Source organism: Croceicoccus sp. BE223, from assembly GCF_031457155.1.
Classification (GTDB): domain Bacteria; phylum Pseudomonadota; class Alphaproteobacteria; order Sphingomonadales; family Sphingomonadaceae; genus Croceicoccus.
The window spans coordinates 130,211-156,666 of sequence record NZ_JAVDWB010000006.1; the positions used below are offsets into that span (position 1 = coordinate 130,211).

The 26,456-nt window shown below is 67.8% G+C and carries 25 protein-coding genes and 1 tRNA gene; 7 read left to right on the plus strand and 19 right to left on the minus strand.

The window, feature by feature from the left end:
* Positions 1–58: 58 nt before the first annotated feature.
* From addA to J2X37_RS13025, 8 genes are all read right to left on the minus strand, one after another.
* Entirely contained in the window at positions 59–3,532 is a 3,474-nt protein-coding gene (addA, locus tag J2X37_RS12990; protein ID WP_310021955.1) for a double-strand break repair helicase AddA, read from the minus strand.
* Positions 3,529–6,579, minus strand: coding sequence for a double-strand break repair protein AddB (gene addB / locus J2X37_RS12995; RefSeq protein WP_310021958.1), 3,051 nt, complete (start codon positions 6,577–6,579; stop codon positions 3,529–3,531). Before addB ends, addA begins: the two co-directional genes overlap by 4 nt.
* Positions 6,572–7,306 carry a nucleotidyltransferase family protein gene (locus J2X37_RS13000; RefSeq protein WP_310021960.1) on the minus strand — a complete coding sequence of 245 codons (735 nt, stop codon included), beginning with the start codon at positions 7,304–7,306 and terminating at the stop codon, positions 6,572–6,574. Before J2X37_RS13000 ends, addB begins: the two co-directional genes overlap by 8 nt.
* A complete protein-coding gene (locus J2X37_RS13005) occupies positions 7,303–8,331 on the minus strand; it encodes a phosphotransferase (protein ID WP_310021964.1) in 1,029 nt (342 codons plus the stop codon). Before J2X37_RS13005 ends, J2X37_RS13000 begins: the two co-directional genes overlap by 4 nt.
* Entirely contained in the window at positions 8,328–8,795 is a 468-nt protein-coding gene (tsaE, locus tag J2X37_RS13010; RefSeq protein WP_310021966.1) for a tRNA (adenosine(37)-N6)-threonylcarbamoyltransferase complex ATPase subunit type 1 TsaE, read from the minus strand. Before tsaE ends, J2X37_RS13005 begins: the two co-directional genes overlap by 4 nt.
* Positions 8,792–11,122, minus strand: a complete 2,331-nt coding sequence (locus tag J2X37_RS13015; RefSeq protein ID WP_310021968.1) for a PAS-domain containing protein — start codon at positions 11,120–11,122, stop codon at positions 8,792–8,794. The genes tsaE and J2X37_RS13015 overlap by 4 nt, the downstream gene beginning before the upstream one ends.
* A 109-nt stretch (positions 11,123–11,231) precedes the next feature.
* Positions 11,232–12,638 carry an adenosylhomocysteinase gene (gene ahcY / locus J2X37_RS13020; RefSeq protein WP_404979622.1) on the minus strand — a complete coding sequence of 469 codons (1,407 nt, stop codon included), beginning with the start codon at positions 12,636–12,638 and terminating at the stop codon, positions 11,232–11,234.
* Between the two features lie 230 nt (positions 12,639–12,868).
* Entirely contained in the window at positions 12,869–13,330 is a 462-nt protein-coding gene (locus J2X37_RS13025) for an S-adenosyl-L-homocysteine hydrolase (protein ID WP_310021971.1), read from the minus strand.
* 202 nt (positions 13,331–13,532) lie between these two features.
* Between J2X37_RS13025 and J2X37_RS13030 the strand changes: the two genes are divergently transcribed.
* Positions 13,533–14,012: a peroxiredoxin gene (locus tag J2X37_RS13030; RefSeq protein ID WP_310021973.1), complete on the plus strand. Its 480-nt coding sequence runs from the start codon at positions 13,533–13,535 to the stop codon at positions 14,010–14,012.
* Between the two features lie 82 nt (positions 14,013–14,094).
* On the opposite strand, the gene J2X37_RS13035 is transcribed toward J2X37_RS13030, so the two are convergent.
* The 3 genes from J2X37_RS13035 to pgsA all read right to left on the minus strand — a co-directional run bounded on the left by J2X37_RS13035 (position 14,095) and on the right by pgsA (position 16,047).
* Positions 14,095–14,799: a VIT family protein gene (locus J2X37_RS13035; protein WP_310021975.1), complete on the minus strand. Its 705-nt coding sequence runs from the start codon at positions 14,797–14,799 to the stop codon at positions 14,095–14,097.
* Positions 14,800–14,901: 102 nt separating this feature from the next.
* Complete coding sequence (locus tag J2X37_RS13040) at positions 14,902–15,459, minus strand: hypothetical protein (RefSeq protein ID WP_310021977.1); 558 nt, start codon at positions 15,457–15,459, stop codon at positions 14,902–14,904.
* Between the two features lie 36 nt (positions 15,460–15,495).
* On the minus strand, positions 15,496–16,047 hold the full coding sequence (gene pgsA, locus J2X37_RS13045) for a CDP-diacylglycerol--glycerol-3-phosphate 3-phosphatidyltransferase (RefSeq protein WP_310021979.1): 552 nt from the start codon (positions 16,045–16,047) through the stop codon (positions 15,496–15,498).
* 113 nt (positions 16,048–16,160) lie between these two features.
* On the opposite strand from pgsA, the gene J2X37_RS13050 reads away from it, so the two are divergent.
* Entirely contained in the window at positions 16,161–17,468 is a 1,308-nt protein-coding gene (locus J2X37_RS13050) for an MFS transporter (protein ID WP_310021981.1), read from the plus strand.
* 4 nt (positions 17,469–17,472) lie between these two features.
* Here the strand turns inward: J2X37_RS13050 and J2X37_RS13055 are convergent, their stop codons facing one another.
* The 4 genes from J2X37_RS13055 to J2X37_RS13070 all read right to left on the minus strand — a co-directional run bounded on the left by J2X37_RS13055 (position 17,473) and on the right by J2X37_RS13070 (position 19,145).
* A complete protein-coding gene (locus J2X37_RS13055) occupies positions 17,473–17,703 on the minus strand; it encodes a hypothetical protein (RefSeq protein ID WP_310021983.1) in 231 nt (76 codons plus the stop codon).
* Positions 17,704–17,959: 256 nt separating this feature from the next.
* The gene (locus J2X37_RS13060; RefSeq protein ID WP_310021985.1) at positions 17,960–18,397 is read right to left on the minus strand and encodes an EVE domain-containing protein; all 438 of its coding nucleotides are present in this window, start codon (positions 18,395–18,397) and stop codon (positions 17,960–17,962) included.
* A gap of 165 nt (positions 18,398–18,562) precedes the next feature.
* Positions 18,563–18,638, minus strand: a tRNA-Ala gene (locus tag J2X37_RS13065).
* Between the two features lie 192 nt (positions 18,639–18,830).
* A complete protein-coding gene (locus J2X37_RS13070) occupies positions 18,831–19,145 on the minus strand; it encodes an FYDLN acid domain-containing protein (RefSeq protein ID WP_310021987.1) in 315 nt (104 codons plus the stop codon).
* 173 nt (positions 19,146–19,318) lie between these two features.
* Here J2X37_RS13070 and aroA point away from each other — a divergent pair, with 173 nt between their 5' ends.
* The 5 genes from aroA (at position 19,319) to gloB (ending at position 24,456) form a co-directional block, all read left to right on the plus strand.
* Positions 19,319–20,677: a 3-phosphoshikimate 1-carboxyvinyltransferase gene (aroA, locus tag J2X37_RS13075; protein WP_310021989.1), complete on the plus strand. Its 1,359-nt coding sequence runs from the start codon at positions 19,319–19,321 to the stop codon at positions 20,675–20,677.
* Positions 20,662–20,931 (plus strand): permease, encoded by a 270-nt coding sequence (locus J2X37_RS13080; RefSeq protein ID WP_310021991.1) that lies wholly within the window; start codon positions 20,662–20,664, stop codon positions 20,929–20,931. The genes aroA and J2X37_RS13080 overlap by 16 nt, the downstream gene beginning before the upstream one ends.
* A complete protein-coding gene (locus tag J2X37_RS13085; RefSeq protein WP_310021994.1) occupies positions 20,928–21,575 on the plus strand; it encodes a d(CMP) kinase in 648 nt (215 codons plus the stop codon). Before J2X37_RS13080 ends, J2X37_RS13085 begins: the two co-directional genes overlap by 4 nt.
* A gap of 250 nt (positions 21,576–21,825) precedes the next feature.
* Complete coding sequence (gene rpsA, locus J2X37_RS13090; RefSeq protein ID WP_310021996.1) at positions 21,826–23,529, plus strand: 30S ribosomal protein S1; 1,704 nt, start codon at positions 21,826–21,828, stop codon at positions 23,527–23,529.
* Between the two features lie 168 nt (positions 23,530–23,697).
* Positions 23,698–24,456 carry a hydroxyacylglutathione hydrolase gene (gene gloB, locus J2X37_RS13095; protein ID WP_310021998.1) on the plus strand — a complete coding sequence of 253 codons (759 nt, stop codon included), beginning with the start codon at positions 23,698–23,700 and terminating at the stop codon, positions 24,454–24,456.
* Between the two features lie 164 nt (positions 24,457–24,620).
* On the opposite strand, the gene J2X37_RS13100 is transcribed toward gloB, so the two are convergent.
* The 4 genes from J2X37_RS13100 to J2X37_RS13110 form a co-directional block, all read right to left on the minus strand.
* Positions 24,621–24,821: a hypothetical protein gene (locus J2X37_RS13100; RefSeq protein ID WP_310022000.1), complete on the minus strand. Its 201-nt coding sequence runs from the start codon at positions 24,819–24,821 to the stop codon at positions 24,621–24,623.
* Positions 24,818–25,012 carry a PAS domain-containing protein gene (locus J2X37_RS16555; RefSeq protein WP_404979627.1) on the minus strand — a complete coding sequence of 65 codons (195 nt, stop codon included), beginning with the start codon at positions 25,010–25,012 and terminating at the stop codon, positions 24,818–24,820. The genes J2X37_RS13100 and J2X37_RS16555 overlap by 4 nt, the downstream gene beginning before the upstream one ends.
* A 323-nt stretch (positions 25,013–25,335) precedes the next feature.
* Positions 25,336–25,941, minus strand: a complete 606-nt coding sequence (locus J2X37_RS13105; RefSeq protein WP_310022002.1) for a hypothetical protein — start codon at positions 25,939–25,941, stop codon at positions 25,336–25,338.
* Entirely contained in the window at positions 25,941–26,426 is a 486-nt protein-coding gene (locus J2X37_RS13110) for an ATPase (protein WP_310022004.1), read from the minus strand. Before J2X37_RS13110 ends, J2X37_RS13105 begins: the two co-directional genes overlap by 1 nt.
* Positions 26,427–26,456 lie beyond the last annotated feature (30 nt).

A 26,456-nucleotide genomic window follows, 5' to 3' on the forward strand; every position in this document is an offset into this window, starting at 1 on the left:
TTGGGTCCTAGATAGGGCGATGACGCCCCGGCGCAATCGCCGCTTGCGCGAACCTTTTCTAACCACCCCGTAACCGGGCCTTCTCCGCCGCCAGCAGGTCCTCGGGCAGGACGAACAGCCGCGGCGCATGGGTATAGAGCAGGGCGCACTCGACTTCCCGGCCCGGATGGATCGCCTCCAGCGCGCAGGCATAGGCGGCCATCTGGCGGACATAGGCGACCGGCACGGCGGCGAGCGTTTCGGGCGGGCGGCGGGCGGTCTTGAAATCGACGATGCGGATTGGCGCGCTCGTGTCGGCGGGCAGACACAACCGATCGATGGTGCCCGCCACGACCTGCCCGCCGACGACAGCCGCCACGGACACTTCGGCCAAGGCGTCCGGCCCGAAAACATCGGCAAACCGCGGATCGGCCAGCGTCGCCAATGCCGCGGCGGCCATTTCCTCGCGCAGCGCGGCGTCGAGATCGGCGGCCTGCCGCGCCAGCCACGTCGCGGCGGCCGCCGCGCGTCGGTCTGGCGCCAGTTCGGGCAATCGTTCCAGGAGGCGATGGATCAGGACACCCCGGCGCGCCGCGTCGATGCCGGCGCCCGGCGGCAACGGCGGGTCCGGCGCCTCGTGCTCGCCCAGCGAGGACGGCGCGAGCGGGCGCGGCGGGCGCGGTTCCGACCCCACGCTGCGGTTGAGCCAGGCCGGTACCAGCGGCAACGCGACCTGCGCCGCGCCCTTCGGCATCCCTGCCCGCGGCTCTGCTGCGACGCCGTGCCGCTTTGCCGCGCCCCAGACCGGGTTCTCCACCCAGTCATCGGCGAACAGCGGCTCGAGCGCGGCGTACCAGCTCTTTTCCGGCGGCTCGGTCTTGCGCGACGGCAGGGCACCGGCGATGAACAGCGCCTCCTCCGCCCGCGTCATCGCGACGTAGAGCAGGCGCCAGTGCTCCTCGTCGTCGGCGCGCTTCGCGGCCTCGCGCGCCTCGGCCAGTCGGCCCAGCACCTCGCCCTTGCGCAGACCCGGCATCGGCAGGCTGCGCGCCGCAAAGCCCAGCGCGGCATCGCCCGACTCTTCCAGTTCGAGCGTGGCGGGCATCTTCCTGTCGGGATCGTCGGCTGCGTCGGCCAGGATGACGATGGGAGCCTGCAACCCCTTCGACCCGTGCACGGTCATCACCCGGACCAGCCCTCCCTGCTGCTCCGCCTCGCGCTTCAGTTCGCCGTCGCCCACGTCGAACCAGCGGATGAAACCGGCAAGACTGGGGACGTTGGTCGCGCTGAACGAGAGGGCGGCGTTGAGCAGTTCGTCGATAGGGTCGTTCGCCTCCCGGCCCAGCCGCGCGACAAGCTTGCGCCGCCCGCGCCACGGGCCGACGAGAATCCAGTGCAGCAACGCCTGCGGCGCGGTGAAGTCGGTACGGGAGAGCAGGTCGAGCAGCGAAGTCACCGCCTCGCGCGGCTTGTTGGCGAGCGCGGCGCGCAAGTGGTCCCACAGCGGCACGTTCTTCGGCCGGTAGCCATGTTCGAGAAGGTCTTCCTGCGTCCAGCCCAGCAGCGGCGAGGTCAGCAGGCAGGCGAGCGCGAGATCGTCGTAGGGCTGCGCGGCGAAACGCAGCGCCGCCATCAGGTCGCGCACCGCCAGCGGCGCGCCAAGCCGCAGCCGGTCCACGCCCGCCACCGGCACGCCCTTGGCATGCAGCCTCGCGACGATCAGCCCGGCCAGTTCCTTGCGCTTCCTGACCAGCACCATGACATCGCCCGCCTGCGCGTTGCGCGCGCCGCCCTTCGCCAGCGGAAAGCCGCCGGCGATCCAGCGCCGGACCTGTTCGGCGATGTTGTCGGCGACGCGCCGGTCTGGGCGCGACAGCCAGGTCTGCTGGTCCTCCGGCTCCGGCTCGTCCTCGTCATCGGAGAGGGTCCCGACCGCGCGCCAGAGCACGACCTGCCCGGGCCGGTCCTCGCCGACGTGGGGTTCGGGCGGATCCTTGAGACCCAGGTTTGCCGGGCCGATCGCATCGATCGCGGCATCGACAAAATCTAGCACCGGCTGCGCGGTGCGGTAGCTGCGCCCCAGGCCGTACTCGCGCAGCGGGCGGATCTCGTCGTCCCCGCGAAGTTCGCCGAGGTTGCCGCGCGTCTCGTCGATGCGCTGACGAACGCGCAGCTTCGCCGCCTCGAAATTTTCCGGGCTCGTGCCCTGGAAACGGAAGATCGCCTGCTTGTAGTCGCCCACCACGAACAGCGTGCGCAGCCGGTCACCGCGCGCGCCCTCGCCCGCGAAGAACTCCTCGGTCAGCGCATCGATCACGTCCCATTGCGCGGCGTTGGTGTCCTGCGCCTCGTCGATCAGGATGTGGTCGAACCGGCGGTCGAGCTTGTAGCGGATCCAATCCGCCATGTCGGATCGCTTGAGCAGCCGGGCGGCCTGCTCGATCTGGTCGTCGAAATCGACCAGCCCTTCGCGCATCTTCGCCTCTGCCCAACGCAGCGCGAAGGCGCGGCCCAGCGTCAGCGCCGGGGCGAGCCACTTCGCCAGTTCGCCAAGGTTGCGCGCGCACTCCACTTCATCGAGGCAACGCCCGACACGCGCGGCGTATTCGGCATAGTCCGGCAGCAGCTTCTCGACGCTCTTCAACGATTTCACGTCGCCCTTCTGGGTAAAGACCGCGCCGCGCACCTCGTCGAGCATGGCAAGCCGCGTCGCACTGTCGGCGGCGAGCCAGGGGCTCACGACCTCGACGAACTTCGCCGCCGTCGCCGTGCCCCAGGCCTGTTGCGCGGCCATGCACTGCCGCAGCGATGCGACATCGAACGCCGCATCTTCGCACAGCGCGCGGACGTGATCGTCCGAATGATCGGGCGCAAGACCGAGCAGGCGGTGCACCCGCGGCAGCAGTGGCGGCTGCCAGGCGCCCGGCCCTTCCCACGCCGCCCGCGCGTCGGCGCAGGCCATCAGGAACCGCTCGACACCCGACTGATCGGTGCGCAGCGAAAGCATGGCGAGCGCGTCGGTCAGCGCGGTATCGCCGCTCGCCTCGGCATCGAGCAGCATGGCCGAAAGCGTCTCGCGCAGCAGGATCTCGCGGTCGCGATCCTCCATCGGGCGCGTACCCGGCACCAGCCCCGCCTCCAGCGGAAAGGCGGAAAGCAGCCATTGCGAGAAGGCGTGGATCGTCTCGATGCGCAGCCCGCCGCCGGGGCAGTCGAGCACCGCGGCAAAGCGCGTGCGGGCGCGAGCGACCGTGTCGGGGCCGTGATCCGCGCCGATGGCGATCAGGTCCTGCGCCAATGTCACGTCGTCCGCGCGGACCCAGCCCGCCAGCACGTCGTTGACCCGCGTCGCCATTTCCGCCGCGCCCGCCTTGGTGAAGGTCAGGCACAGGATCTGCGATGGCTCGATCTCCGGAGGCAGGAGCAGGCGCAGCACGCGGGCCGACAGAACCTGCGTCTTGCCGGTGCCGGCACTTGCCGAAAGCCACACGGTGTCGCGCGGATCGACGGCATCGGCCTGGCGGTCCTTGAGCGGATAGACTTTCGCGCTCATCCGCCGACCCCTTGATCTGCGGTCTCTTCCGAACGGCCCTGCCATTCGTCCAGCCGCATCAACTGGTCGTAATCGTTGTAGCCGCCCAGATCGGGATTGAGCCGGGCGGTGAACGGCGCGCTGCCGAGGATCCACTTGTCGATGGCATCGGCGAGGAAGACCGCGCTGTCGGGCAGGAAATCCTCGCGCGTCAGGCCGCTGGTCTTGCGGCCCTCCTTGATCGGTTCGCTGCGATGGCCGAAGGGCATGTCCTCGGTCCCGCGCGGATTGCGGGCCAGCGACCAGTATTCGAACCGCGTCGGGTTGCCGGACACGCCCTCGAACCCGCCGTGATCCGCGATCAGTCCGGTGGTGCCGAGCTGCAGCGTGAAGCCCTCTTCCACTATCCTCGCGCTGGGCGGGCTGCCGGTCTTGTAATCGACGATGGCGAGCGTCCCGTCGGGCAGGCGATCGATGCGGTCGGCCTTGGCGGTGACGGTCACCCCGTCGAAAACCATCGATCCCGACTTCTCGACCAGCAGCACTTCGCGCCCCTCCGCCGCCAGCGCGGCCTGCTCCGCCTCGACCCAGCGCAGCGCCGCCATCAGCCGCGGCTGCCACAGCCCGCGCATGAACGGGTGACCCGACAGGTCGGACAGCATCCCCGCCGCCAGCGGCTGCAGGGTGCCGGGCGCGCAGTCGTATTTCTCGTTCCATTCCTGGAGGATGGCGTGGACCGTCGTGCCCTTCCACGCGGGCGTCGGCTCCTCGTCGATGGCGTCGAGCGCGCGCAGGCGCAGAATGTGGCTGGCATAGAACTGGTAAGGGTCCGAACGCAGCCGGTCGAGCGCGGTGGCGCTGATGTCGACCTTGCGCTGCTCTGCGCTGGGCATCGGTTTCGGCTGCGGATAGGGAGGCGCGGGGGCGGCCTCGTTCATCGCGGCAGCAAGCTTGGGCGCCTCTGTCTCGCGGTGGCTGTCGAACTGGTCGCCCAGCATGGCGCGCACGCGAAGGAGGAACCGGCTGGCGATGACCGGCCCTGCCGCATCGCGCCGCGCGTGACTCAGCACCACGTCCGGCGCGCCGAGCGCGGCGGCAAGGTCGTGCGCCGAGAGACCGATGCGGAAATCGCCGCCGGGCACGCCCAGCGCGCGCAGCACGGCGGGGGCGACGAGCGGATCGGTGGATGGCGGCGCGGGCCACGAACCTTCGGTCAACCCGCCGCAGATGACGAGATCGGCGCGGCTCATCCGCGCCTCGATCAGGCCGTAGATGGCGATGCGCGGATGACCGCCCCACGGCGGGCGGACCGATTGCTGGTCCATCGCATCGCGCAGCATCGCGGGCACTTCGGCAAGCTCGAGCAGCGTCGCTTCGCCCAAGGCCGCCTCGCGCTGCGCCGCTTCGCGCAAGTCCTCGACAAAGCTCGCCAGCATGCGCCCGTCGGCCTCTGCCCAGAGCGCGGTGCCGCACAGCGCCTCTCCCGCCGCGACCAGCGCATCGAGGAGCGCCGCCAGCTCCACGCTCTCTGCCTCGGCCAGCCCAGCCAGCGGCGCCAAGGCGGTTTCCACTTCCTGCCACCACAGCGCCATCGCGCGGTCGTCCCGCTTGCGCGCCCGTTCCGTGGCGACGCGCGCCAGGGGTTCGATCCCAGCGTCGAGGCGCGGGCCGCGCAGCGCCAGATCCAGCTTGCGGACCTGCTCCAGCCATTTCGCACGCCGCTCGCCAGCCCCCGCCAGCGGATGGGCGATGGCGGCGAGGAACGGGATCGGCGCGGCGCGGGTGCCCAGCACTTCGGCCAGCAGCAGGAACATGCGGCCCGCGACCGTCTGCGGCAGCGGCGTGCCCGCCGAATCGTCGGCATTGACGTCCCATGCCTTGAGATGGGCGATGACCCGTCCGGCAAGGCCCCGGTCCGGCGTGATCAGCGCGATGCGGCGTCCGGGCACTTCCAGCGCCTCGCGGATCAGCACGGCGATAGCCTGTGCCTCCTCTTCGGGATGCGCGGTTTCCATGATCCGCACCCCCGCCAGCTTGCGCCGGTGCGGCGGCAGTTCGACCCAGCTCGCGCTCTGTTCGGGCGGCAGGAACAGGTTCGATATCGCCTTGCTGCGCTCGGGCGGCGCGGCGCCAAGGCCCCGGCGATGCCAGGGCCGTACCTCGCCCCGGTTCACGCCCATCCGGTTGAGCAGCAGCTTCAGGTGATACTGCGGATGCGTCACCGCGTCGCCGGGGCCCAGCGGCGGCGCATCGGGATCCTCGTCGTACCCCGCAGAGCCGAGAGCATCCCAGACCTCGTCCTCCATCGCGAGGTCGAGATCAGGCAGGATCACCGCGCCGTTCGGCAGGCCCGCAATCACCCGCAGCAGCCGCGCGATGGCGGGGCTGGCCGACGTGACGCCAGCGGCCACCACCGGTTGGGCGGGCGGGCTCTCGCGCCAGCGCCGCGCCGCGTGGTCGAACAAGGCGTTGCGCCGCGCCGGCGCGTCGATTTCGCCCCTGTCGGCCAATTCGGCCAGCCACATCCGCTGGACCAGCATGAACAGCCGCAGGTTCTTTTCCCAGTGCGCCGACAGGTCGCCGACGATGCCGATGACTCGCTCGCGCATCAGGTCGTCGGGGTCGATGTCCTCTACCAGGAGCCGGTCCATCGTGCGGGCGATCTCGCGCGCCTGGCGCAGCAGCGCGGCGCGGCCCGGCACGCGCAGGCCCTCGGCCTCCATCGCCCGCGCCAGCATCGCGGCGAGCGCCAGCCAGCGCCGGGTCGGGTCCGCCGCGGGCGGGATGTCCGCCCCCTCGCCGATGGGATCGAGCAGCGGGCCGAGCGTTTCGTCGAGGTCGATGTCGCCGATCACCGCCATGCGCGGCAGCATCAATCCGGCACCCGACAGGCGCACGAAAGCCTCTGTCACGGTGCGGACCGCGCGGCGGCTGGGCAACAGGAGCGTCAACCGCGCAAGCCCGAAGCGATCCTCCGCATACCGGGGGATCAGCCCGGCGACGAGCGCGTCGGCAAATCCCCGGTGCGCCGCGATCGAATAGAGGGAGAGCCGCGTGCCGTCAGACACGCGCGAAAAGCTCCTCCGCAGGCGCGATGTGTTCGGGCTGGCCGATCTCGATCCATTCTCCGGCGTGGATCGTGCCGTAAAGCCGGCCCTCCTCGATCGCCCGGTTCCAGAAGACGTTGGTGCTGAACTTGGCCTCCGCCGGCGGATCGCGCAGCAGGCGCGAGGAGCAGAGCTGAATGCCGCTGAAGACGAAGGGCGCGATGCGGCCCGAACGGCGGCGGCTGACTCGGCCCAGCGGATCGAGGTGGAAGTCGCCCTTGCCGCGATAGTTGTGCGCGCGGGGATGGGGCACGAGAAGCAAGAGCGCATCCATCCGCTCCGGGTCCCAGGCCGCGGAAAGCTGGCGGAACACGTCGCGCGGGCCGTCCAGCCACATCGCATCGGAATTGAGGCAGAAGAACGTGTCGCCCAGAAGTTTGCGCGCCTTGACCAGCCCGCCGCCGGTTTCCAGCAGCTCTTCGCGCTCGTCGCTGACGATTACCTGCGGCGCGGTGCGCGGCTTGACGTGCGCCTCGATCGCGTCGGCCAGATAATGGACGTTAACCACTGCCTTGCCCACGCCCGCCGCGGCCAGCCGGTCCAGCGCATGGTCGAGCAGCGGCTTGCCGCAGACCTTCACCATCGGCTTGGGACGGCTGACGGTCAGCGGGCGCATCCGCTTGCCGAGACCCGCCGCCATGACCATGGCAACGTTGCTGGCCAGCGCTTCGTCGCCCAGCCTGCTCATGCGGCGGTCGCCCCGCGCGCGGCACGCAATTCGCCGGGAATGTTGGCGTCCATCCAGCGTGCCACCGGGGCCAGTGCCGGATGGGCGAGATCGCGCTCCATCAGGTCCCACACCCGCGGGATCAGGTCGAGGTAGCGGTCCTTGCCGTCGCGGCGCGACAGGCGCACGAAGATGCCGACGATCTTGGCATTGCGCTGTGCGCCGAGCCGGGCATAATCGGCGAGAAACGCGGCCTCGTCGTCGACGTGGGGCAGGTAGTGGCGCAGCATGTCCTGCTCCAGCGCGGGATCGACGTCGCGCCGCGCATCCTGAAGCAGCGAGACGAGATCGTAGGCCGGATGCCCGACCAGCGCGTCCTGGAAATCGAGCAGCCCTTGCCCGAACGCCTCGAACCCGTCTTCATCGGGCGACAGCAACATGATGTTCTCGGCATGATAGTCGCGCAGCACGGTGACGCCGCCGCCCGGATGCCGTGCCTGCGCCCCCAGCACCGGCTCCATCACTTCGCGCCACGCCGCCTCGTAGCCGTCGTCGTCCACCGCCAGGCCATGGGCGACGCAGAACCATTCGGTCAGCAGCTTGGCTTCGCGCAGGTATTCGTTGAGGTCATAGGGCCGGAACGGGCCGGCCGGCGCACGGTGAAGGTTCGCCAGCACCGATACGGCATCGCGATAGACCGGCGCCTCGTCATCGGGCGCGGTGTCGAGATGGTCGCGCATCCGGCGATGGCCGAAATCCTCGAGCAGGACGAGACCCTGCGCGGCATCCTCGGCGAGTATGCCCGGTGCGCGGAAACCGTGATCGAGCAGGTAGTGCGCGGCGGCGAGGAAAGGGCGCGGATCCTCGTTCGGCGGCGGCGCGTCCATCAGCATGGCGCTCGTCCCGTCGGCTCGCACCACCCGGAAATAGCGCCGGAACGAGGCATCCCCCGCCAGCGGCTCGATCCGCGCCTCGCCCCAGCCGGCGTCGGCCAGGAAGGGTCGGGCGTGCGGCGGTGCGGTCTCGTTGGTTGCGGTCGTCGTCATGGCAGGCGGTCTAGCCAACCTTCCCCCGGCTCGACAATCGCCAGCCGCCCGATTTCCGGTGAATTGGGCGCGGTTTCCAGCCGGATCGACAGGCAATCCGCCTCGTGCACGAAGCCGCCCGCCCTGTCGGGCCATTCCGCGATCAGCGCCGCGCCGTGGCGATAGTCGTCGAGCCCCAGTTCGAGCGCCTCTTCGGGATGCTCCAGCCGATAGAAATCGGCATGGACGAGCGGCAGGCGAACGCCGGGCGGATCGTAGGTCTGGATGATCGCGAAAGTCGGCGACGGCACCTCCCCCTCGTGCCCCAGCGCGGCGACGATGGCGCGGGCCAGCGTGGTTTTGCCCGCCCCCAGCCCGCCCGTCAGCGCAACCACGTCGCCCGGCCGCAGGCGGTCGGCGATGCCGCGGCCCAGCGCCTCGGTCGCGGCCATGTCGGGCAGGGCGATCTCGCGCGGTTCGCTCATGGCAGGCGTATGGTGGCGGTTACCCCGCCGTTGGCGTGTTGCGAGAATTCGAGGGCGCCGCCATGCGCCTCGATCAGCTCGCGCGACAGCGGCAGGCCCAGCCCGGCGTTCTGGCGGGCGAGTTCGGCCCCCACCCCTTCGGCACCCGGCTGGTAATGGATGAGGATATGCGCGCCGTCGCGGCGGCGGCGCAGGTCGACGTTGATGCGCGCGCCCGGCGCACTGCTGGCCACCGCGTTGTCGATCACGTTGCCGATGGCGCGGGCGAGCCGGCGGGGATCGCCGGTGACCGTGCCCGAACTGCGGTCGCCGCGCAGGTTCAGCGTCAGCCCGCCCTCCTCGATCGCCTGCGACCGGTCATGGACGAGCCGCGTCACCAGCGGCATCAGCTCGATCGTCTCCTGCGCCAGCGGCAATAGGCCGGCCTCGCTTTGCGTCAGGTCCAGCACCGATTCGATCTGGTCCGACAGCCGCGCAGTGGAATCGAGGATCGCGGCGATGTAATCGCGCGCGGTTTCCGAAAGCTCGCCCGCCACGCCGTCGCGCAGCATTTCGGCAAAGCCGGTGATCGAGGTGAGCGGCGTGCGGAATTCATAGCTCATGTTGGCAAGGAAGCGCGTCTTGACCGCGTCCGCCTCGATCAGGGCCTGGTTGCGTTCGAGCAGGGCGGCTTCCGCCTTTTGGCTGTCGGTGATGTCGAGGCTGGTGAGCATCCCGTTGCCGTCGGGCAGCGGCATGCCCATCAGCGCCAGCGTGCGTCCGTCGGCCAGCGTGACGCGCCCGCCGGTCTGTTCGCGGCGCAGGGTCGCAGCCTCGATCACCATGCCGATGCGGCGCGCATCGCCGGGGCTGGCCAGTTGCGGCCGCAGCGCTTCGAGCAGCGCCTCGATATGCGGGTGGCTGCCGAGAAACTCTTCCGAGAGCGACCACTCCGCCGCGAAACGCCGGTTCCACAGCTGCAGCCGCCCGTCGGGCGCCAGCACCAGCAGGCCTTCGAACAGCGAATCGAGCGTCGCAGTACGCACCCGCAAGAGGGTGTCGCGCGCGCTGGCGAGTTGCAGCTGTTCGGTCCGGTCCTCGACGATCATCATCAGGCCGCCGTCGGGCATCGGCTGGGCGACGATGCGCAAGTGGGTGCCGTCGGGCAGGACCCATTCCTCGTTCGCGGCCTCGGACGCGGTGAACCACGCCTCCTTCTCCCGCCGCCATGCCGGGAAGTCGCGCGCTTCGGGCAGGCGGCCGGCATTGCGCATCATGTTGAGGAGATCGCCCAGCGGCAGCGATTCCTGGCCGATATTGGCAGGGAGGCGGAAAAGCCGCTGCATCGGCAGGTTGACGAAGATCAGGTTCCGCTGATCGTCGAACTGCGCGACGCCCGACGACATCTGGTCGAGCAGGGCGCGCTGGGCGGCGCGGAAGGCGCGGTATTCACGGCTCAACTGCTCCAGGTTCTCGACGTCGATGGCATAGCCGGCGATGCCCTCGTTGCCGACCGGCAGGTCGCTGACGCGAAAGGCGCGGCGTTCCCCGTCGATGGTGACCATGACGTTGCGCTCGATCGCATGGCCGCTGTCGCGGGCCTGCAGCGCGGTCTCGGCCGGGCTGACCCCGTCGACCGGTTCGACCAGTTCGATATTGGCCGCCACCACGTCTTCGGCATGTTCGGCGCCGACGGCCGCGACATAGGCGCTGTTGACCAGCCGCAAGCGCGCATCGGGGCCGCGAAACCACATCGGCATGGGCGCCGCCTCGATCAGCCCGACGAGTGCGGCGAAATCGGCGCGGGCGGTTTCCGCAGCGCGGGTCAGGCGGGCAATCTCGCTCGCCGCGTCGCTGGCATCGACCACCCAGGCAAGCACGGCGCCGCCGCGCGAGATCTGCGGATCGGCCAGGTGCCCGCTGATGGCCAGCGCCTGGCCGGGGCCGTGCGGATGAAGGGTCAGGCGGAAAGGCGCGGCGGAGTTGAGCGTGCGGCGGCACTGCTGCCACAGATGCTCGATCTCTTCGGCCGGAACGCCGCGTTCGCCGGTTCCGGCAAGGTCGTGGATGGTCCGCGGCGGCGCGGCCAGCCCGAACCAGGCGGCGACCCTTTCCGAAGCCTCGATCCGGCCATCGCCGCGCACCAGCAGCGGCAAGGCGGGCGCCTCGTCCATCATGCGGACCATGCGCAGGAGGCGCAGCCGGTCGCGGCGCGAGGTGAGGTTGCGGCGTCGGGCGACGAAGAGGGTCCACGCCGCCGCGGCGGTCCAGCACGCCAGCAGCAGGCCCAGCAGCACCAGCGCCGGCATGCCGACCGTTACCGACTCTTCACCCCACCACGGTCCCATGGGCGAAGGCTATGCCGCCCTTGCCCCCTCGGCGACAACCCCGCGGGGCCGACCGGGTCAAAAAAACCTGTCGGCACCGCGGGTTTACGGCGATGTCAGTAGCGCCGGATCAGTAGCGATAATGTTCGGGCTTGAACGGCCCTTCGACTGGCACGCCGATGTAGTCGGCCTGCCGCTGCGACAGCTTCGTCAGCTTCACGCCCAGCTTGTCGAGGTGCAGCGCCGCGACCTTCTCGTCGAGGTGCTTGGGCAGGATGTGGACCGAGTTGTCGTACTGCTCGCCCTTGGTAAAGAGTTCGATCTGCGCCAGCACCTGGTTGGTAAAGCTGGACGACATGACGAAGCTGGGGTGGCCGGTGGCGCAGCCGAGGTTCACCAGCCGGCCCTTGGCCAGCACGATGATCTGCTTGCCGTCGGGCATGGTGACAAGATCGGTGCCCGGCTTCACTTCGTCCCAGGCATAGTTGTCGAGTGCGCTGATCTGGATCTCGGAATCGAAGTGGCCGATGTTGCACACGATGGCCATGTTCTTCATCGCCTTCATGTGCTCGCCAGTGATGACGCCTTCGTTGCCGGTGGCGGTGACGAAGATGTCGCAGCGTTCGACGGCCTCTTCCATCGTGACGACTTCATAGCCCTCCATGGCCGCCTGCAGCGCGCAGATCGGGTCGATTTCGGTGACCATCACGCGCGCGCCGCCGTTGCGCAGCGAATCGGCGCTGCCCTTGCCGACATCGCCGAAACCCGCGACGCACGCGACCTTGCCGGCCAGCATCACGTCGGTCGCGCGGCGGATCGCATCGACCAGCGATTCCTTGCAGCCGTAGAGGTTGTCGAACTTCGACTTGGTGACCGAATCGTTCACATTGATCGCGGGGAACGGCAGCTTGCCGTTCTTGGCGATGTGATACAGGCGGTGGACGCCGGTGGTGGTCTCTTCCGAGACGCCGCGGATGTTCTCGACCGATTTCGTCAGATAGCCCGGCCGCGCCTTGACGAAGGCCTTGAGCGCGCGCTGGAACTCGATCTCCTCTGCGTTGCCGGGTTCGGGCAGGTCGTCGCCCGCCTCGATCCGCGCGCCCCACAGCGCGAACATCGTCGCGTCGCCGCCGTCGTCGAGGATCATGTTGGCGGTCGTGTCGTCGCCCCAGTCGAAGATCCGGCCCACGTAGTCCCAGTAATCGGCGAGGCTCTCGCCCTTGATGGCAAAGACCGGGATGCCCCGCGCGGCGATGGCGGCGGCGGCGTGGTCCTGCGTCGAGAAGATGTTGCAGGTCGCCCAGCGCACTTCGGCGCCCAGCGCGACCAGGGTTTCGATGAGCACCGCGGTCTGGATCGTCATGTGCAGCGACCCGGTAATCCGCGCGCCCTTCAGCGGCTGCGACGCGCCGTATTCCTCGCGCAGGGCCATGAGGCCGGGCATCTCGGTCTCGGCGATCGCGATTTCCTTGCGGCCATAATCGGCAAGGGCGATGTCGGCGATGACGTAGTCGTTCTCGATAGCGGCGGTGGCCAAGGGAATGCTCCTGAAGTCCATGGTTGGGCGCGTCGGGCCCGCGACAAATGCGAAAAGCGGGCAAAGGCCCGGTCCTGCCCGGCCTCTACCCGCTCTCCGTTCGCAGGGCAAATATAAAGATATCTTTATATCCGCCCCGCCCACCCGTTCCGTCACGGTGGCACTGTGCGTTTTGGCACCATGCCCGCGCACGGTGCCGCCCGGGATCGGCCCCCGGTCGAACCCGTCGATCAGCGCTTCATCGCGAACTTGGCCGGGCGGCTGCCGGCCAGAAGCTCGTCAGCCGCCGCTAGGAGCCGGCTGCTGTCCTTCTCGGAGGCGAGGTTCTGGGTGACTTCCTTCAACTCGGCACAGTCCAGCCAGGGATGGCCCTGCCCGTACTGATTGGCCATGCCGACACTCAGCGTGTCCAGCTTGCGCATCGCCCCCTTGGCACCGAGCTTGCCGCCGTAGGACGCCTGAAGCGTCTTGGCCGCGCCCTGCATGGCGACGTTGTGCTTCACCGCGAACTTGTCGTAATCGCGCTGGAAGTTGCTCGACCCATGGCGACAGCGCAGCGACGTCACCATCAGCATGATGTCCAGCTTGCGCAGCTTTTCCGCATTCCCCGTGTTCGCCTGTGCCGGTACCGCCGCCCCCAGCACCATGGCGGCCGTTGCCGCGGCGGCGAAGAATTTTCCGAACGTCCCCATCACGATGCTCCCCGGATTTGGCCGGGCAGGATCGCCGGGCCTGATCTCTCAGCCCGGAGAATCGCGCAAAAGTTTTACCGAAACTTAAATCTGCGAAGTAAAACGGAATTAACCCCGTTTCGCCGCCTTCGCACTTGCAGCCCATCGCCCGGTTCCTATGTCACCGGCGCGAGGACGCATTTCTTGCTGAAAGGATTTCAAGATGACGATCGAGGTGGGAGACACGCTTCCCGACGTGACGCTGGTCAAGGCGACGAGCGAGGGGCCGGAGAAGGTCCAGTCGGGCGACTATTTCAAGGGCAAGAAGGTGGCGCTGTTCTCGGTGCCGGGAGCCTTCACCCCCACCTGTTCGGCCAAGCACCTGCCGGGCTTCGTCGAGAAGGCCGACGAATTGAAGGCGAAGGGCATCGACGAGATCGCCTGCACCGCGGTCAACGATCCCTTCGTCATGCAAGCGTGGAAGGAACGCGACGGTTCGGACGCGGTCACCATGCTGGCCGACGGCAATGGCGACTTGGCCAAGGCGCTCGGCCTCGAAATGGACGGTTCGGGCTTCGGCCTGGGCCAGCGCGGCCAGCGCTGGTCGGCAGTGGTCGATGACGGCAAGGTCGTGCAGCTCAACGTCGAGGCGCCAGGCAGCTTCGAGGTGTCGAGCGCGGAGCACATGCTCGGCCAGCTCTGAGCCTTACGGCCAGCCTGAACAAGAAGGGGCGCCCACTGCGGCGCTCCTTTTCATTTGCAGCCCGCGAATTGTCGGGGTCGCCCTATCCGACGACCGCGCCAAAGGCGCTGCCCACGGCGGCGGTCACCCCCATCGCGATCGCGCCCCACACGCTGACGCGCACAACCGCAGGCATCAGGGGAGCGCCGCCCGCCTTCGCGCCGAGCGCACCGAGCACTGCGAGGCAGACGATCGAGACTACCGCGACCGCCGGAATCAGCATCGAGGCCGGCGCGACCGGCACGACGAGCAGGGGCGCTGCGGCACCGATGGTGAAGGTCAAGGCCGATGCCGCCGCCGCCTGCAACGGCCTGGCGGTGGTGATCTCGGATATCCCGAGCTCGTCGCGTGCGTGGGTGCCGAGCGCGTCGTGCTCGGTCATCTGTTTCGCTACGGTCCTCGCCAGGTCCTCGGCAACACCTCGCTCGACGTAAGTGCGGGTCAGCTCGTCCAGTTCGGCATCCGGCTGCTCGGCCAGCTCGCGCCGTTCGCGCGATAGATCGGCATTCTCGGTATCCGATTGCGAACTGACGGAGACATATTCGCCCGCGGCCATCGACATGGCGCCTGCGATCAGCGCGGCGACACCGGCAACGAGGATACCGCTCTTGCTCGATTCCGCCGCGGCGACACCGACGATCAGGCTGGCCGTGGACACGATGCCGTCGTTGGCGCCCATCACCGCGGCGCGCAGCCAACCGATGCGGCTGGTCGCATGCGCCTCGTTGTGCACGTGCAATCGGCTCATCCCCGCTACCCCCATGAACTGCGCGAGACATCGCAGTCTAGCGCGTTGCGCACCGACCCGCCAACCCCGCGGTGCATCGCGAAAGGGCGCGGCCCGCCATGCTCAGGCCACCGGCCCGATATCCGACACCAGGATGATCTCGCAGGCCCCCGCGCCCTGGTCGCCGCGGGTGCGGGAAGTCCGGTAGCGAGTGCCGTCCGGCGCGTCGATGTCGACGAGGTGCCCGGTGATGCGCACGACGTCGTTGCGGCGGATCGCCTTCAGTTCGGCGGCGATGTCGTCGTTGGCGGGCACGAGATGCCAGTTGGCGGAATGGCGGCCGAAATCACGCACGCGCGGATCCTGCCAGGCCTCCGGCCCTGCGCGCCAATGGTAGAAGCGTCCCGACTGGCTGATCGAGACTTGCGAATGGACATCGGCCCTCGCCGCGTCGCCCCATGCCACCGCGAGGTCAAGCGGGGCATAGGCCGAGAACCGGTCGCCCATCACCCCGCCATAGGAGTGGAGCGACAGGACGAGAACCTGTGCGTCGAAGGTCGCGACTTTGCGGATGCCGCGCGCGTCGGTCGACACCTCGTCGAGGATATATTGCCTGGGTTCCGGCACGACCGCGTCGCGCGGCGGCTGGGAACAGGCGGCCAGAAGCAGCGTGGCGAACAAAATCGCGCACCGGCCATGTCGCCCCCCGTTCAAGGGTCAATCCATGTGGCGAAGGCCGATGCGCAGGTAATCCCACCCGGTCAGAACCGTCAGCACCGCCGCCGCCCAGAGCGAGCCGATCCCTGCCCAATAAACGAACTCGACCCCCGGAAACGCGCCGACGAGGATCAGCGCGCCGAGCGAAACCATCTGGAACGTCGTCTTCCATTTCGCCAGCCGCGAGACCGGAACCGAAACCTGGACCCCGGCGAGGAACTCCCTGAGGCCGGAAACCATTATCTCCCTGAGCAGGATGACAAGGGCGGCGAGAACGTGGATCGACGTGATGATGCCGGTATGGACAAGGACGAGGATCACGGCGGCGACCATGATCTTGTCAGCTATCGGATCGAGGAAGATGCCCAGCCGGCTGACCCGCCCGCTCGACCGCGCGAGCATGCCGTCGAAATAATCGGTGATGCCCGCGATGCAGTAGATCACGTAGGCGATGCCGTGGCCCAGCCGCCATTCGGGCCACCACAGCAGCGCCACCAGCAGGGGCACGGCGAAAATCCGCGAAAGGGTAAGGATGTTGGGCAGGGTCAGCATGTCCGCCCGCCTTGTGACGCAGCGCGCCGCTCGGCGCAACGGCTCTGCACAAAAGTAAGCTCGGGGCTTGTGCGAAAAGCTGGGGACTTTAAGGACGTGCGCGAAATCCCGGCATGAGCACCACCACTCACCTCCTCGCGCGTCAACGCTTCCTGCCGATCTTCGCGACGCAGATGCTGGGGGCGTTCAACGACAATCTCTACAAGAACGCGATGGTCCTGTTCGTGGTCTACTCGGTCTATTCCTCGACCGCGGAGGAGGCCAAATTCTCGGCGATTGCTTCGGGCCTGTTCACCATCCCCTATGTCCTGCTCTCCGCGCTGTCAGGCCAGCTCGCCGACATGCGCGACAAGGCGGCGATCGTGCGGATCGTGAAGCTGGCCGAAATTGGCATCATGGCGGTCGGCGCAGTCGGTCTGCTGCTGGCGTGGCAGGGAATCATGGTAACCGCGCTGGCCATCCCCCTGATGCTGCTGGCGCTGACGGGCCTGGGCGCGCACTCCACGTTCTTCGGGCCGATCAAGTACGCGATTCTGCCGCAACACCTGAAAAAGGACGAAGTGCTCGCCGGAACCGGCCTGGTCGAGGCGGGGACATATCTCGCGATTCTCGCCGGCACGATCCTGGCCGGATTCATCTCGGTAGAGGTGGCCGCGGCCATCGTCATGGTGACAGCGGTGCTCGGCTATTTCATGGGCCGTCAGGTTCCCCCCGCCCCGGCGCAGGCGGTGGGCGAGAAGATCGACTTCCATATCGTCCGTTCCTCGATCAGCGTGGTGCGCCAGACGATGAACGACAAGCGGGTCTTCTACGCCATTCTCGCGATCAGCTTCTTCTGGACGATGGGGGCGATCCTCTTCATCGAATTCCCGCCGCTGGCCAAGAACGTGCTCACCGCGGACAAGGCGGTGGCGAGCCTGTTCCTCGTCGTCTTCTCGATCGGCGTGGCGATCGGCTCGATGTCGATCAACGCGATGCTGAAGAACGAAGTTTCGGCGCGTTACGGACCGGTCTCCGTGGTCGTCATGGGGCTGTTCATCGTCGCCTTCCACCTCGTCTGCAAGGCGTGGCCGCCGCATGAGGGGCTCTATTCGATCAGCGAATTCGTGCGGTTGCCGCTGGCCATCCCGTTGCTGCTCTGCCTGCTCGGCATCGCGATCGCGGGGGGCATGTTCGTCGTACCGCTCTATGCCTTTCTGACGACGGTCGTCGACAAGTCGCAGACGGCACGGACGGTCGCGGCCAACAACATCGTCAATTCCGCGTCGATGGCGGGTGGTGCCCTGCTCGCCATCGGCCTCACCCATCTCGGCGTCTCGATCGTCGACCAGTTGCTGCTGGCGGCGGCGATGTGCGTGGGATCGGCGTGGCTGGGCTGGATCCTCTACCGGGCCGAGCTCGAACTCGTCCCCGCCGAATGACGGCTCAGATGATCATTCCCATGACCACCACGAAACAGGCGGTATAGGCCATCAGGAACTGGCGGATGTCCCTGTAGCTGATGATCCATTCGCCCTGCTCTTCCACCGCTTCCATGGCAGGCGCGGCAGCCCGGCGACGACCGAAGATCGGGCGACGCGGGGTCTTCCTCAGAAGGGCCGGATGGCGGACAGGCTTGAAAATGGACTGGAGTGACGGGACGGGGACGGTCTGCATCTTCGATTATCCGTTGCTATTGCGTCGGCTCAGGGCCGTTTCAGCCAAGAACGTCCGCCCGCTAGTAACCGTTCCTTAACTATACCGTGGATTCGCCTTCTCAAGCCCATCGGCAGCCCCCGCCCCGAAACGGCACAACCGGCCTTAACCATCGCAACGCGCCGCCGTGCGCGGGTGCGCCCTCCGCTCACGGCACGCGGCCACGGCCACCTAATTCTGTTCGATTTTTTTAGCCCGGGACCAGGGACCACGACGCTCAGGGCGTTTTCGCGGCCTTGGCGTTCGCCTTTGCCATCGACAGGATGAACTTCCAGTCTTCCGGCGTGACCTCGCTCACCGACAGGCGCGACAGCTTGATCAGCTCCATGTCGGCCAGTTCGGGCGTCGCCTTCACCTGCTTGAGCGTGACGGGTGCGGCCAGCTTTTCGACCGGCTTGACCTTCACCGCGGCCCACTTGCCCGTCTCGTCCGTCGGGTCCGTGATGCCCGCCTCGCTGATCTCGACGACACCGACGATCTCGAGCCCGATGTTCGAGTGGTAGAAAAAGGCGCGCTCGCCCTTCTTCATAGCGGCCAGGTTGTTCTTGGCGCGATGGTTGCGCACCCCGTCCCAGGTCCCCTCGCCCTGCTCGACGAGATCGTCCCACGAATAGACGTCGGGCTCTGATTTCATCAGCCAGTAGCGTTTGGCCATCGCGTTCGTTTCCCTTCTGCCGCAGCGAATGGCCCGCGTTCTAGCCATGCAAGGCGCAGGGGCAAGCGCGATCGGGACCGCTTTGGGGGGATTACGCGAAAGCGCCGCCCAAGAGGCGAATCGCACGCCGCCCAAGGTCCCGGATCGATGATGCGTGGGAAACGATGGTGGAGCCGAGGGGGATCGAACCCCTGACCTCTACAATGCCATTGTAGCGCTCTCCCAGCTGAGCTACGGCCCCGTTTTTCCATCGTAATGGCAGATGCCCTGGGAGGCATCCCGGTCCGAAGCGGCGTCGTCACCGCGTCGGGAGTTGGCCCTTTAAGGAGAGGCTCTTGCGCTGGCAAGGGCAAAATTCGCGATCCGCAATTTCCTGCGAAAAGCGCCGCGCGGCGGGCGGGAAGAGGCCGCTTCCCGCCCGCGCGCAAACGGATCAACTGTCGTCGTCGTCGTCGTCCTTCGCGCCCGGCACGCCCAGGTCGTCGTCGCCGCCGAGGTCGACATCGTTGTCCGGCGAATCGTCGTCCTCGTCGATGTCGAGATCGTCATCGGCGAGGTCGGCATCGTCTTCCTTCTCGACCTCCTTCTGCTCCTCGAAGGGAATCGGCTGCTTCGACTTCAGCACCGGCTCGGGCGTCCATTCGTTGCCGCACTCGATGCAGGTGACCGGATCGTCCTTGCCGAGATCGTAGAAGCGGGTACCGCACTTCGGGCAGGAGTGCTTCGCACCCCATTCGGGCTTGACCATGAATTTCCTCGTTCGAAAGAACGCCCCCGGGTGAAGGGCGCGTTTTGCATGCGTAATCTGGGTGCGCACGGGGCAGGCTGCAAGCCGCCCTCCCCGGCACGAAGCGCGCGCCTTGCCATAAGCCCATGCCCCTGTCAAAAGCCGCCGCCGAACCGGGACCTTGCCGATTATCCATGAGCCATAGCACCACACCTTCTCCGCGCCGCTTTACCGCGGGCTCCCCGCTCACCGGCCGCATCACCGTGCCGGGCGACAAGTCGATCAGCCACCGTTCGCTGATGTTCGGCGCACTCGCCGCCGGGCGCACCACGGCCCGCGGATTGCTGGAGGGCGAGGACGTGATGGCCACCGCCGCGGCGGTGCGCGCGATGGGTGCCGGGGTGGAACGCCGCGACGATGGCACCTGGTTGATCGACGGTGTCGGTGTCGGCGGCCTGCTGCAGCCGCAAACCGCGCTCGACATGGGCAATTCCGGTACCTCGACGCGCCTGCTGATGGGCCTGGTCGCCAGCCACGGCATCACGGCCACCTTCACCGGCGACGCCAGCCTGTCGAAGCGCCCGATGGGCCGCGTGATCGAACCGCTTTCGCTGATGGGCGCAGACTTTACCGCATCGCCCGACGCGAATGGCAGCCAGACGCTGCCGCTCACCATGCGCGGCGCGCACCCGGCCTTGCCGATTTCCTACCGCCTTCCCGTCGCCAGCGCGCAGGTCAAGAGCGCCATCCTGCTCGCCGGGCTCAACGCGCCGGGCATCACCACCGTGGTCGAACCGGTCGCCACCCGCGACCACACCGAACGCATGCTGACCGGATTCGGCGCAGACCTGTGGGTCGAGGTGGAGAACGGCGAGCGCGCGATCCGCATCCGGGGCGAGGCCGAGCTCGAGCCCCAGGACATCGTCGTTCCGGGCGACCCGTCGTCGGCGGCGTTCTTCGTGGCGGCGGCCCTGCTGGTGCCGGGTTCGGATCTGGTCGTCGCCAATGTCGGGCTCAACCCGACCCGCGCCGCGCTGTTCGACGTGCTGCGCGCGATGGGCGGCCAGATCGAGGAACTGGACCGGCGCGAGGTCGGCGGCGAGCCGGTGGCGGACTTGCGCGTCCGGCACTCGGCGCTCTCCGGCATCGAGCTCGACCCCGCCGTCGCGCCGTCGATGATCGACGAGTTCCCCATCCTCTTCGTCGCCGCCAGCCAGGCGAGCGGCACCACCGTCACCACCGGGCTCGACGAATTGCGCGTCAAGGAATCGGATCGCCTGACCGCGATGGCCGAGGCACTGACCGCCGCCGGCGCGCGGGTCGAAGAGCGCGAAGACGGGCTGGTCATCGAGGGAACGGGCGGCGAACCGCTTCGCGGCACGATCGGCGCGCCTATCGTCACCCATCTCGACCACCGCATCGCGATGAGCATGGCGGTCGCCGGCCTCGTCAGCCGCGCCGGGGTCGAGATCGACGATACCTCGCCCATCGCGACCAGTTTCCCGACATTCGAATCGCTGCTTGTCGAGGCGGGCGCATGCAGCGCGATGTGATCGCCGCCTTCGACTGGGCAACGCTGATCGGCTTCGTCGGGATGGCCTGCATCATCTTCGCCTATGCCTACATGACCGGCGCGAAGCGGCCCGATCCCTTCGTGCAGCACGGCGTGAACCTTGCCGGAGCCGCCTTGCTGACGGTGTCGCTGATCTATCACCCAAACCTTCCCTCGCTGGTGCTCGAAGCGTTCTGGGCCGCGATCGCGATCTGGGGGCTGATCAAGGCCGCGCGCGAAAGGAGGGCCAGGTGAACCTCGTCATCGCCGTCGACGGCCCCACCGCATCGGGCAAGGGCACCATCGCCAGAGGTCTTGCCGCCCATTACGGGCTGTCGCACCTCGACACCGGGCTGCTCTATCGTGCTGTGGGCCGGCAGGTCGCGCTGACGGGCGGCGACCCTGACGATCCGCTCGACGCCGAACGCGCCACCGCCTTCCCGGCAATCCTGCTGGACGATCCGTTCCTGCGCGACGAAGCGGTCGGCGCGCTCGCCAGCCGGGTTTCGGTGCACAAGGGCGTGCGCGCCGCGCTGCTGCAGCGGCAGCGCGATTTCGCGCGCCAGCCCGGCGGCGCCGTGCTCGACGGGCGCGACATCGGCACCGTCGTCGCCCCGGACGCGACCGTGAAGCTGTTCGTCACCGCCAGCGTGGAGGCCCGCGCCGCCCGCCGCCACGCCGAGATGCTCCGCCGCGGACAGGACATCCCGCTCGAAACCATTCGCGCCGACCTGGCCGCTCGCGACGCACGCGACCGGGGCCGCGCCGAAGCTCCCCTGGTCGAGGCCGTCGATGCGATCCTGCTCGACAATTCCGACCTCGATGCCCGGCAGTCGCTGGCAGAGGCGATCAGGCTGGTCGACGCGGCGCTTGCACGGCATGGCGTTCGGCCCGACTGACCGGGGCCGCCAAGGCCCGGTTTCGCTTGCTTTCGCCGCCAATTCGGCCTAAGCGCGCGCCCGTCCGACGGACCTTTTCCCGACGAACGCTGGATTGCCGCGCGCCGCTGGCTGCGCCCCTCCGACGTTCCCGGAAATCGGTTCGCCCGGGCGCTCACGGCGGCATCCGGCCTCGCGGGCAGTTCGGCCACAAGACCAGCGGAACCAACCGCTTGGCCGGAAAAATCGATTGAACGGGAACACGTTACCCATGGCCACTTCGGCAAACCCCACACGCGACGATTTCGCGAAAATGCTTGACGACATGCTCGGCTCGGAAGCCGACGGCGGCTTCGAAGGCCGCGTCGTCAAGGGCACCGTCACCGGCATCGAAAACGGCATGGCTGTCATCGACGTAGGCCTGAAGAGCGAAGGCCGCGTGCGCCTCGCCGAATTCGGTCGCAACGGCGAAGACGGTGAACTGAACGTCGGCGACGAAGTCGAAGTCTTCGTCGATCGCGTCGAGAATGCCGACGGCGAAGCCATGCTGTCGCGCGACCGTGCCCGCCGCGAAGCGGCTTGGGACCGCCTCGAGAGCGAGTTCGGCGAAGGCAAGCGCGTCGAGGGCCAGATCTTCGGCCGCGTCAAGGGCGGCTTCACCGTCGATCTCGACGGCGCGGTGGCTTTCCTGCCCGGCTCGCAGGTCGACATTCGCCCGGTTCGCGACATCGCCCCGCTGATGGGCATCCCGCAGCCGTTCCAGATCCTCAAGATGGACCGTCGCCGCGGCAATATCGTCGTGTCGCGCCGCGCCGTCCTTGAAGAGACCCGTGCGGAACAGCGCAGCGAACTGATCGGCAACCTCGAGGAAGGCCAGGTCATCGACGGCGTCGTCAAGAACATCACCGACTACGGTGCGTTCGTCGACCTCGGCGGCATCGACGGCCTGCTCCATGTCACCGACATGAGCTACAAGCGCGTCAACCACCCGAACGAAGTGGTGAACATCGGCGACACCGTCACCGTCCAGATCGTCCGCATCAATTCGGACACGCAGCGCATCTCGCTGGGCATGAAGCAGCTGGAAAGCGATCCGTGGGATGGTGTCGGCGTCAAGTATCCGGTCGGCGCGAAGCTGTCGGGCGTTGTCACCAACATCACCGAATACGGCGCCTTCGTCGAACTGGAGGCGGGCATCGAAGGCCTGGTCCACGTCAGCGAAATGAGCTGGACCAAGAAGAACGTCCACCCCGGCAAGATCGTCTCGACCTCGCAGGAAGTCGACGTCATGGTGCTCGAGGTCGACGCCGACAAGCGCCGCATCTCGCTCGGCCTCAAGCAGGCGCAATCGAACCCCTGGGAAGACTTCGCCGAGAAGCACCCCGTTGGCTCGACCGTCGAGGGCGAAGTCAAGAACGCCACCGAGTTCGGCCTGTTCATCGGCCTTCCGGGCGACGTCGACGGCATGGTCCACATGTCGGACATCGCGTGGGGCATTTCGGGCGAGGACGCGCTGGCCCTGCACCGCAAGGGCGAGCAGGTTTCGGCCGTGGTTCTCGACGTCGATGTCGAGAAGGAGCGCATCAGCCTCGGCATGAAGCAGCTTGAAAAGGGCGCCCCGTCGGCTGGCGGCGTCGCCTCGGCCTCGGGCATCAAGCGCAACGACGTTGTCACCGTCACCGTTCTCGAAGTCCGCGATGGCGGTCTCGAAGTCCAGGTCGGCGACGATGGCGCGACCGGCTTCATCAAGCGTTCGGACCTGGGTCGCGACCGCGACGAACAGCGTCCCGATCGCTTCCAGCCCGGCCAGAAGGTCGACGCGATGGTCATCGGTTTCGACCGGACCAAGAAGCCGAACTTCTCGATCAAGGCGCGCCAGATCGCCGAAGAGAAGCAGGCTGTCGAGCAGTACGGTTCGTCCGATTCGGGCGCGTCGCTGGGCGACATCCTCGGCGAAGCGCTGAAGAACCGCTGAGCCGACGCGGCGGCATTGCGAGCCTCGCTCGCAATGCGCAGCCGCCAGGCCGGACCGCGAGCAGCTCGCGGCCCGACCGAACAATGAACCCGCCGGGGCCCCGTGCCCTGGCGGGTTCTTTGCATTCGGCACCCCCCTCCCCTATCTCCCCGGCAAAGGAGATCGCGCGTGATCGAAGTCCACCAGTTTCCCTGCCTGTCCGACAATTACGGCTTTCTTCTGCACGACAGCGACAGCGGCGAAACCGTCTGCATCGACACCCCGGACGGCGAAGCCTACTTGCGCGAAGCGGCTGGCAGGGGCTGGAATATCACCCAGATCTGGAACACGCACTGGCATCCCGACCATGCGGGCGGGAACGAGACCATCAAGGCCGCGACCGGCTGCCAGGTGATAGCCCCTGCCATCGATGCCCCGAAGATCGCGGCGGTCGATCGGACCGTGAAGGGGGCCGACACGGTCAGGATCGGCGCATTCGAAGCCGACGTCATCGACGTCGGCGGACATACGAACGGCCACGTCGCCTATCACCTGCCCGCCGCCGGGCTGGCCTTCGTTGGCGATTCGGTCTTCGCGCTGGGCTGCGGCCGCATGTTCGAGGGGACCGCGCCGCAGTTCTGGGCGAGCCTCGCACGGATCAGGCAGCTTCCGGCCGAGACCCTGCTCTACTGTGCGCACGAATACACCGCTGCGAACGCCCGGTTTGCCCTGCACGCCGATCCGGACAACGCCGCGCTACAGGATTATGCCGGCGAAATTGCCGACAAGCGGCAGCGCGGCGAGCCAACCGTCCCGGCCCTCCTGTCGCGCGAACTCGCCACGAACCCGTTCCTGCGCGCCGAAGACCCCGTTCTCCAGGCCCGCTGGGGCGGCGGCGATGCTGTGGCGACGTTCGCGGCGCTGCGGAGTGCCAAGGACAGTTTCTAGGCCGCGAAAGCCTCTGCGAGAGCGGCGCTGAAGGTGACCGACAGGCGCCGGTTGCCCCAGTCGATGTGGGGACGCTCCGTCAGAATCGACGACAGCCGCTCGACACGGCGAAGACCGGTGCCTGGAACCGGCGGCGTGGCGGGCATGCGATCGAGCGCCTCGGTTCAGACGAAGTCGAGCCGATAGCCGCCATGCTCGACCCGCAGATCGACAGTGCCGCCAGTGCCCGAAAAAACACCGTGCGTCTGCGCGTCGGACAGCAGCTCAGCTAGAACCAGCGCTACTGTCCGGGCGACTTCGCCGCCGAGATGCGCGTCCGGCACCGAATGCAGCCAGAAATGCGGTTCAGCAGCGATTGGGTTCAAGGTCCGCGATCCAGCAGGCGCGCGGGCCGTCGATCCCGGTCGCAAATGGGGGAAGTCGAAACTTCCCACCACCGGGGCGATCCCTTGGCCGTCGGGCAATAGCCTTTGAAACGGTCCTTCGCGCCACCGGCGGCACACGCGATCGCGGCGATCAGCAGCGGACGGCTTTCCTCTGGCAGAGATCGGTCAATCGGACACCGGCAAGCAGGGAGAAGTCCTCAATCTCCATCGCCACCTACCCGTTGCGGTTCATGGATTCGATCGACCCGCCGAGCGAGAGAACCGTGATGCAATAGGGGCTCTGGTCGAGAATCTTCCAGACAAGCTCGTCATGATCGCTACCGGGGCGAGGGAGAGGGCCATGCACCCCATCGCAGATCTCTCCTCCCGCGGCCTTTCCGGCCTGCACACGGTTGCAGGAGCCGAACCGCCCGCAAGAGTCGAGAAAGGCCGGAAATTCATCCGGCCTTTCCGTGATCGCAGTGGCAAAGATGGCCGAAACCGGCCCTTTTTATCAGAGCGCGGAGATGGTCCGGTCGACCAGCGAGCTGTCGGCACCCGCATCGTAGCGATCCTTGATGATCGCTGCCGCGGCGGCGGCAGAGGCGCGTGCCGCCTGTTCGCGCAGCTCTTCGATAGCGGCGCGCTCGGCGGCCGAAATCTTGTCCTCCGCCATCTTCTTGCGCCGTTCGACCATCGCCTTGCTGTCGACTTCGGCCTTGGCAACGATGGCATCGGCCTCGCTGCGGGCGTGGTCGAGCATGGCCGCCGCGTCCTTTTCGGCGTTGGCGATCTTGTCGGCGTATTCCTTGCGAAGCGCCTCGGCCTCGGCGCGAAGCTTCTTGGCTTCGTCGAGCTGGGCCTTGATCTCGGCGATCTTCTTGTCGAGCCCGCCGGCGATGGCCTTGGGCACGCCCTTCCACAGCAGGATGCCGATGAAGACGAGCATCGCCAAACTCACCCAGGCAGTGGGTCCGACAAAGCCGAACGCGACGGGCACGGCGTGTTCCTCGCCATGAGCGGGAGCTTCCAAGCCTTCCGAACGGTCCGCGTTCTCGAGATGCTCCTCGACAACGGCGGAACCGTCGGCAGCGGCAAGAATGGTCAGGTACGAGCCCATCACATGGCCTCCTTCACGGCGGCGCGGGCAGTGGCGGGCGCCACTTCGATGCCCGCGAGGCGCTGGACGATCTGGGCAGCCGCCTCGCTGGCGACGTCCTCGATCTCGGCCGCGGCTTCGGCGCGAGCGGCGGCAATGCGCTCCTCGGCCTCGGCCAGCTTCTTATCGAGACGCTTCTGCGCCGCCGACAGGCTCTTTTCGCTGGCGGCAGCCGCCTCGGCCTTTGCCTTGGCGACAAGCGCCTGGGCTTCGGCGCGATTGGCGTTTTCGCGGGCGCGCCACGAATCTTCCTCGGCATCGGCCTGGGCACGGGCGGCTTCGGCAGCGGCGAGGTCGTCGGCGATCTGCTTGTCCCGCATGGCGACGGTATCCATCACCTTGGGAACCATCCCCTTGCCGACGACGAAGAATACCAGGCCGAAGATCAGCAACAACCAGAAGATCTGGCTGGAGTAGGTCGCGGCCAACTGGCTTATCTGGGGCATCGCGGGGTGCGTCCTGTCACGGTTTCAAGC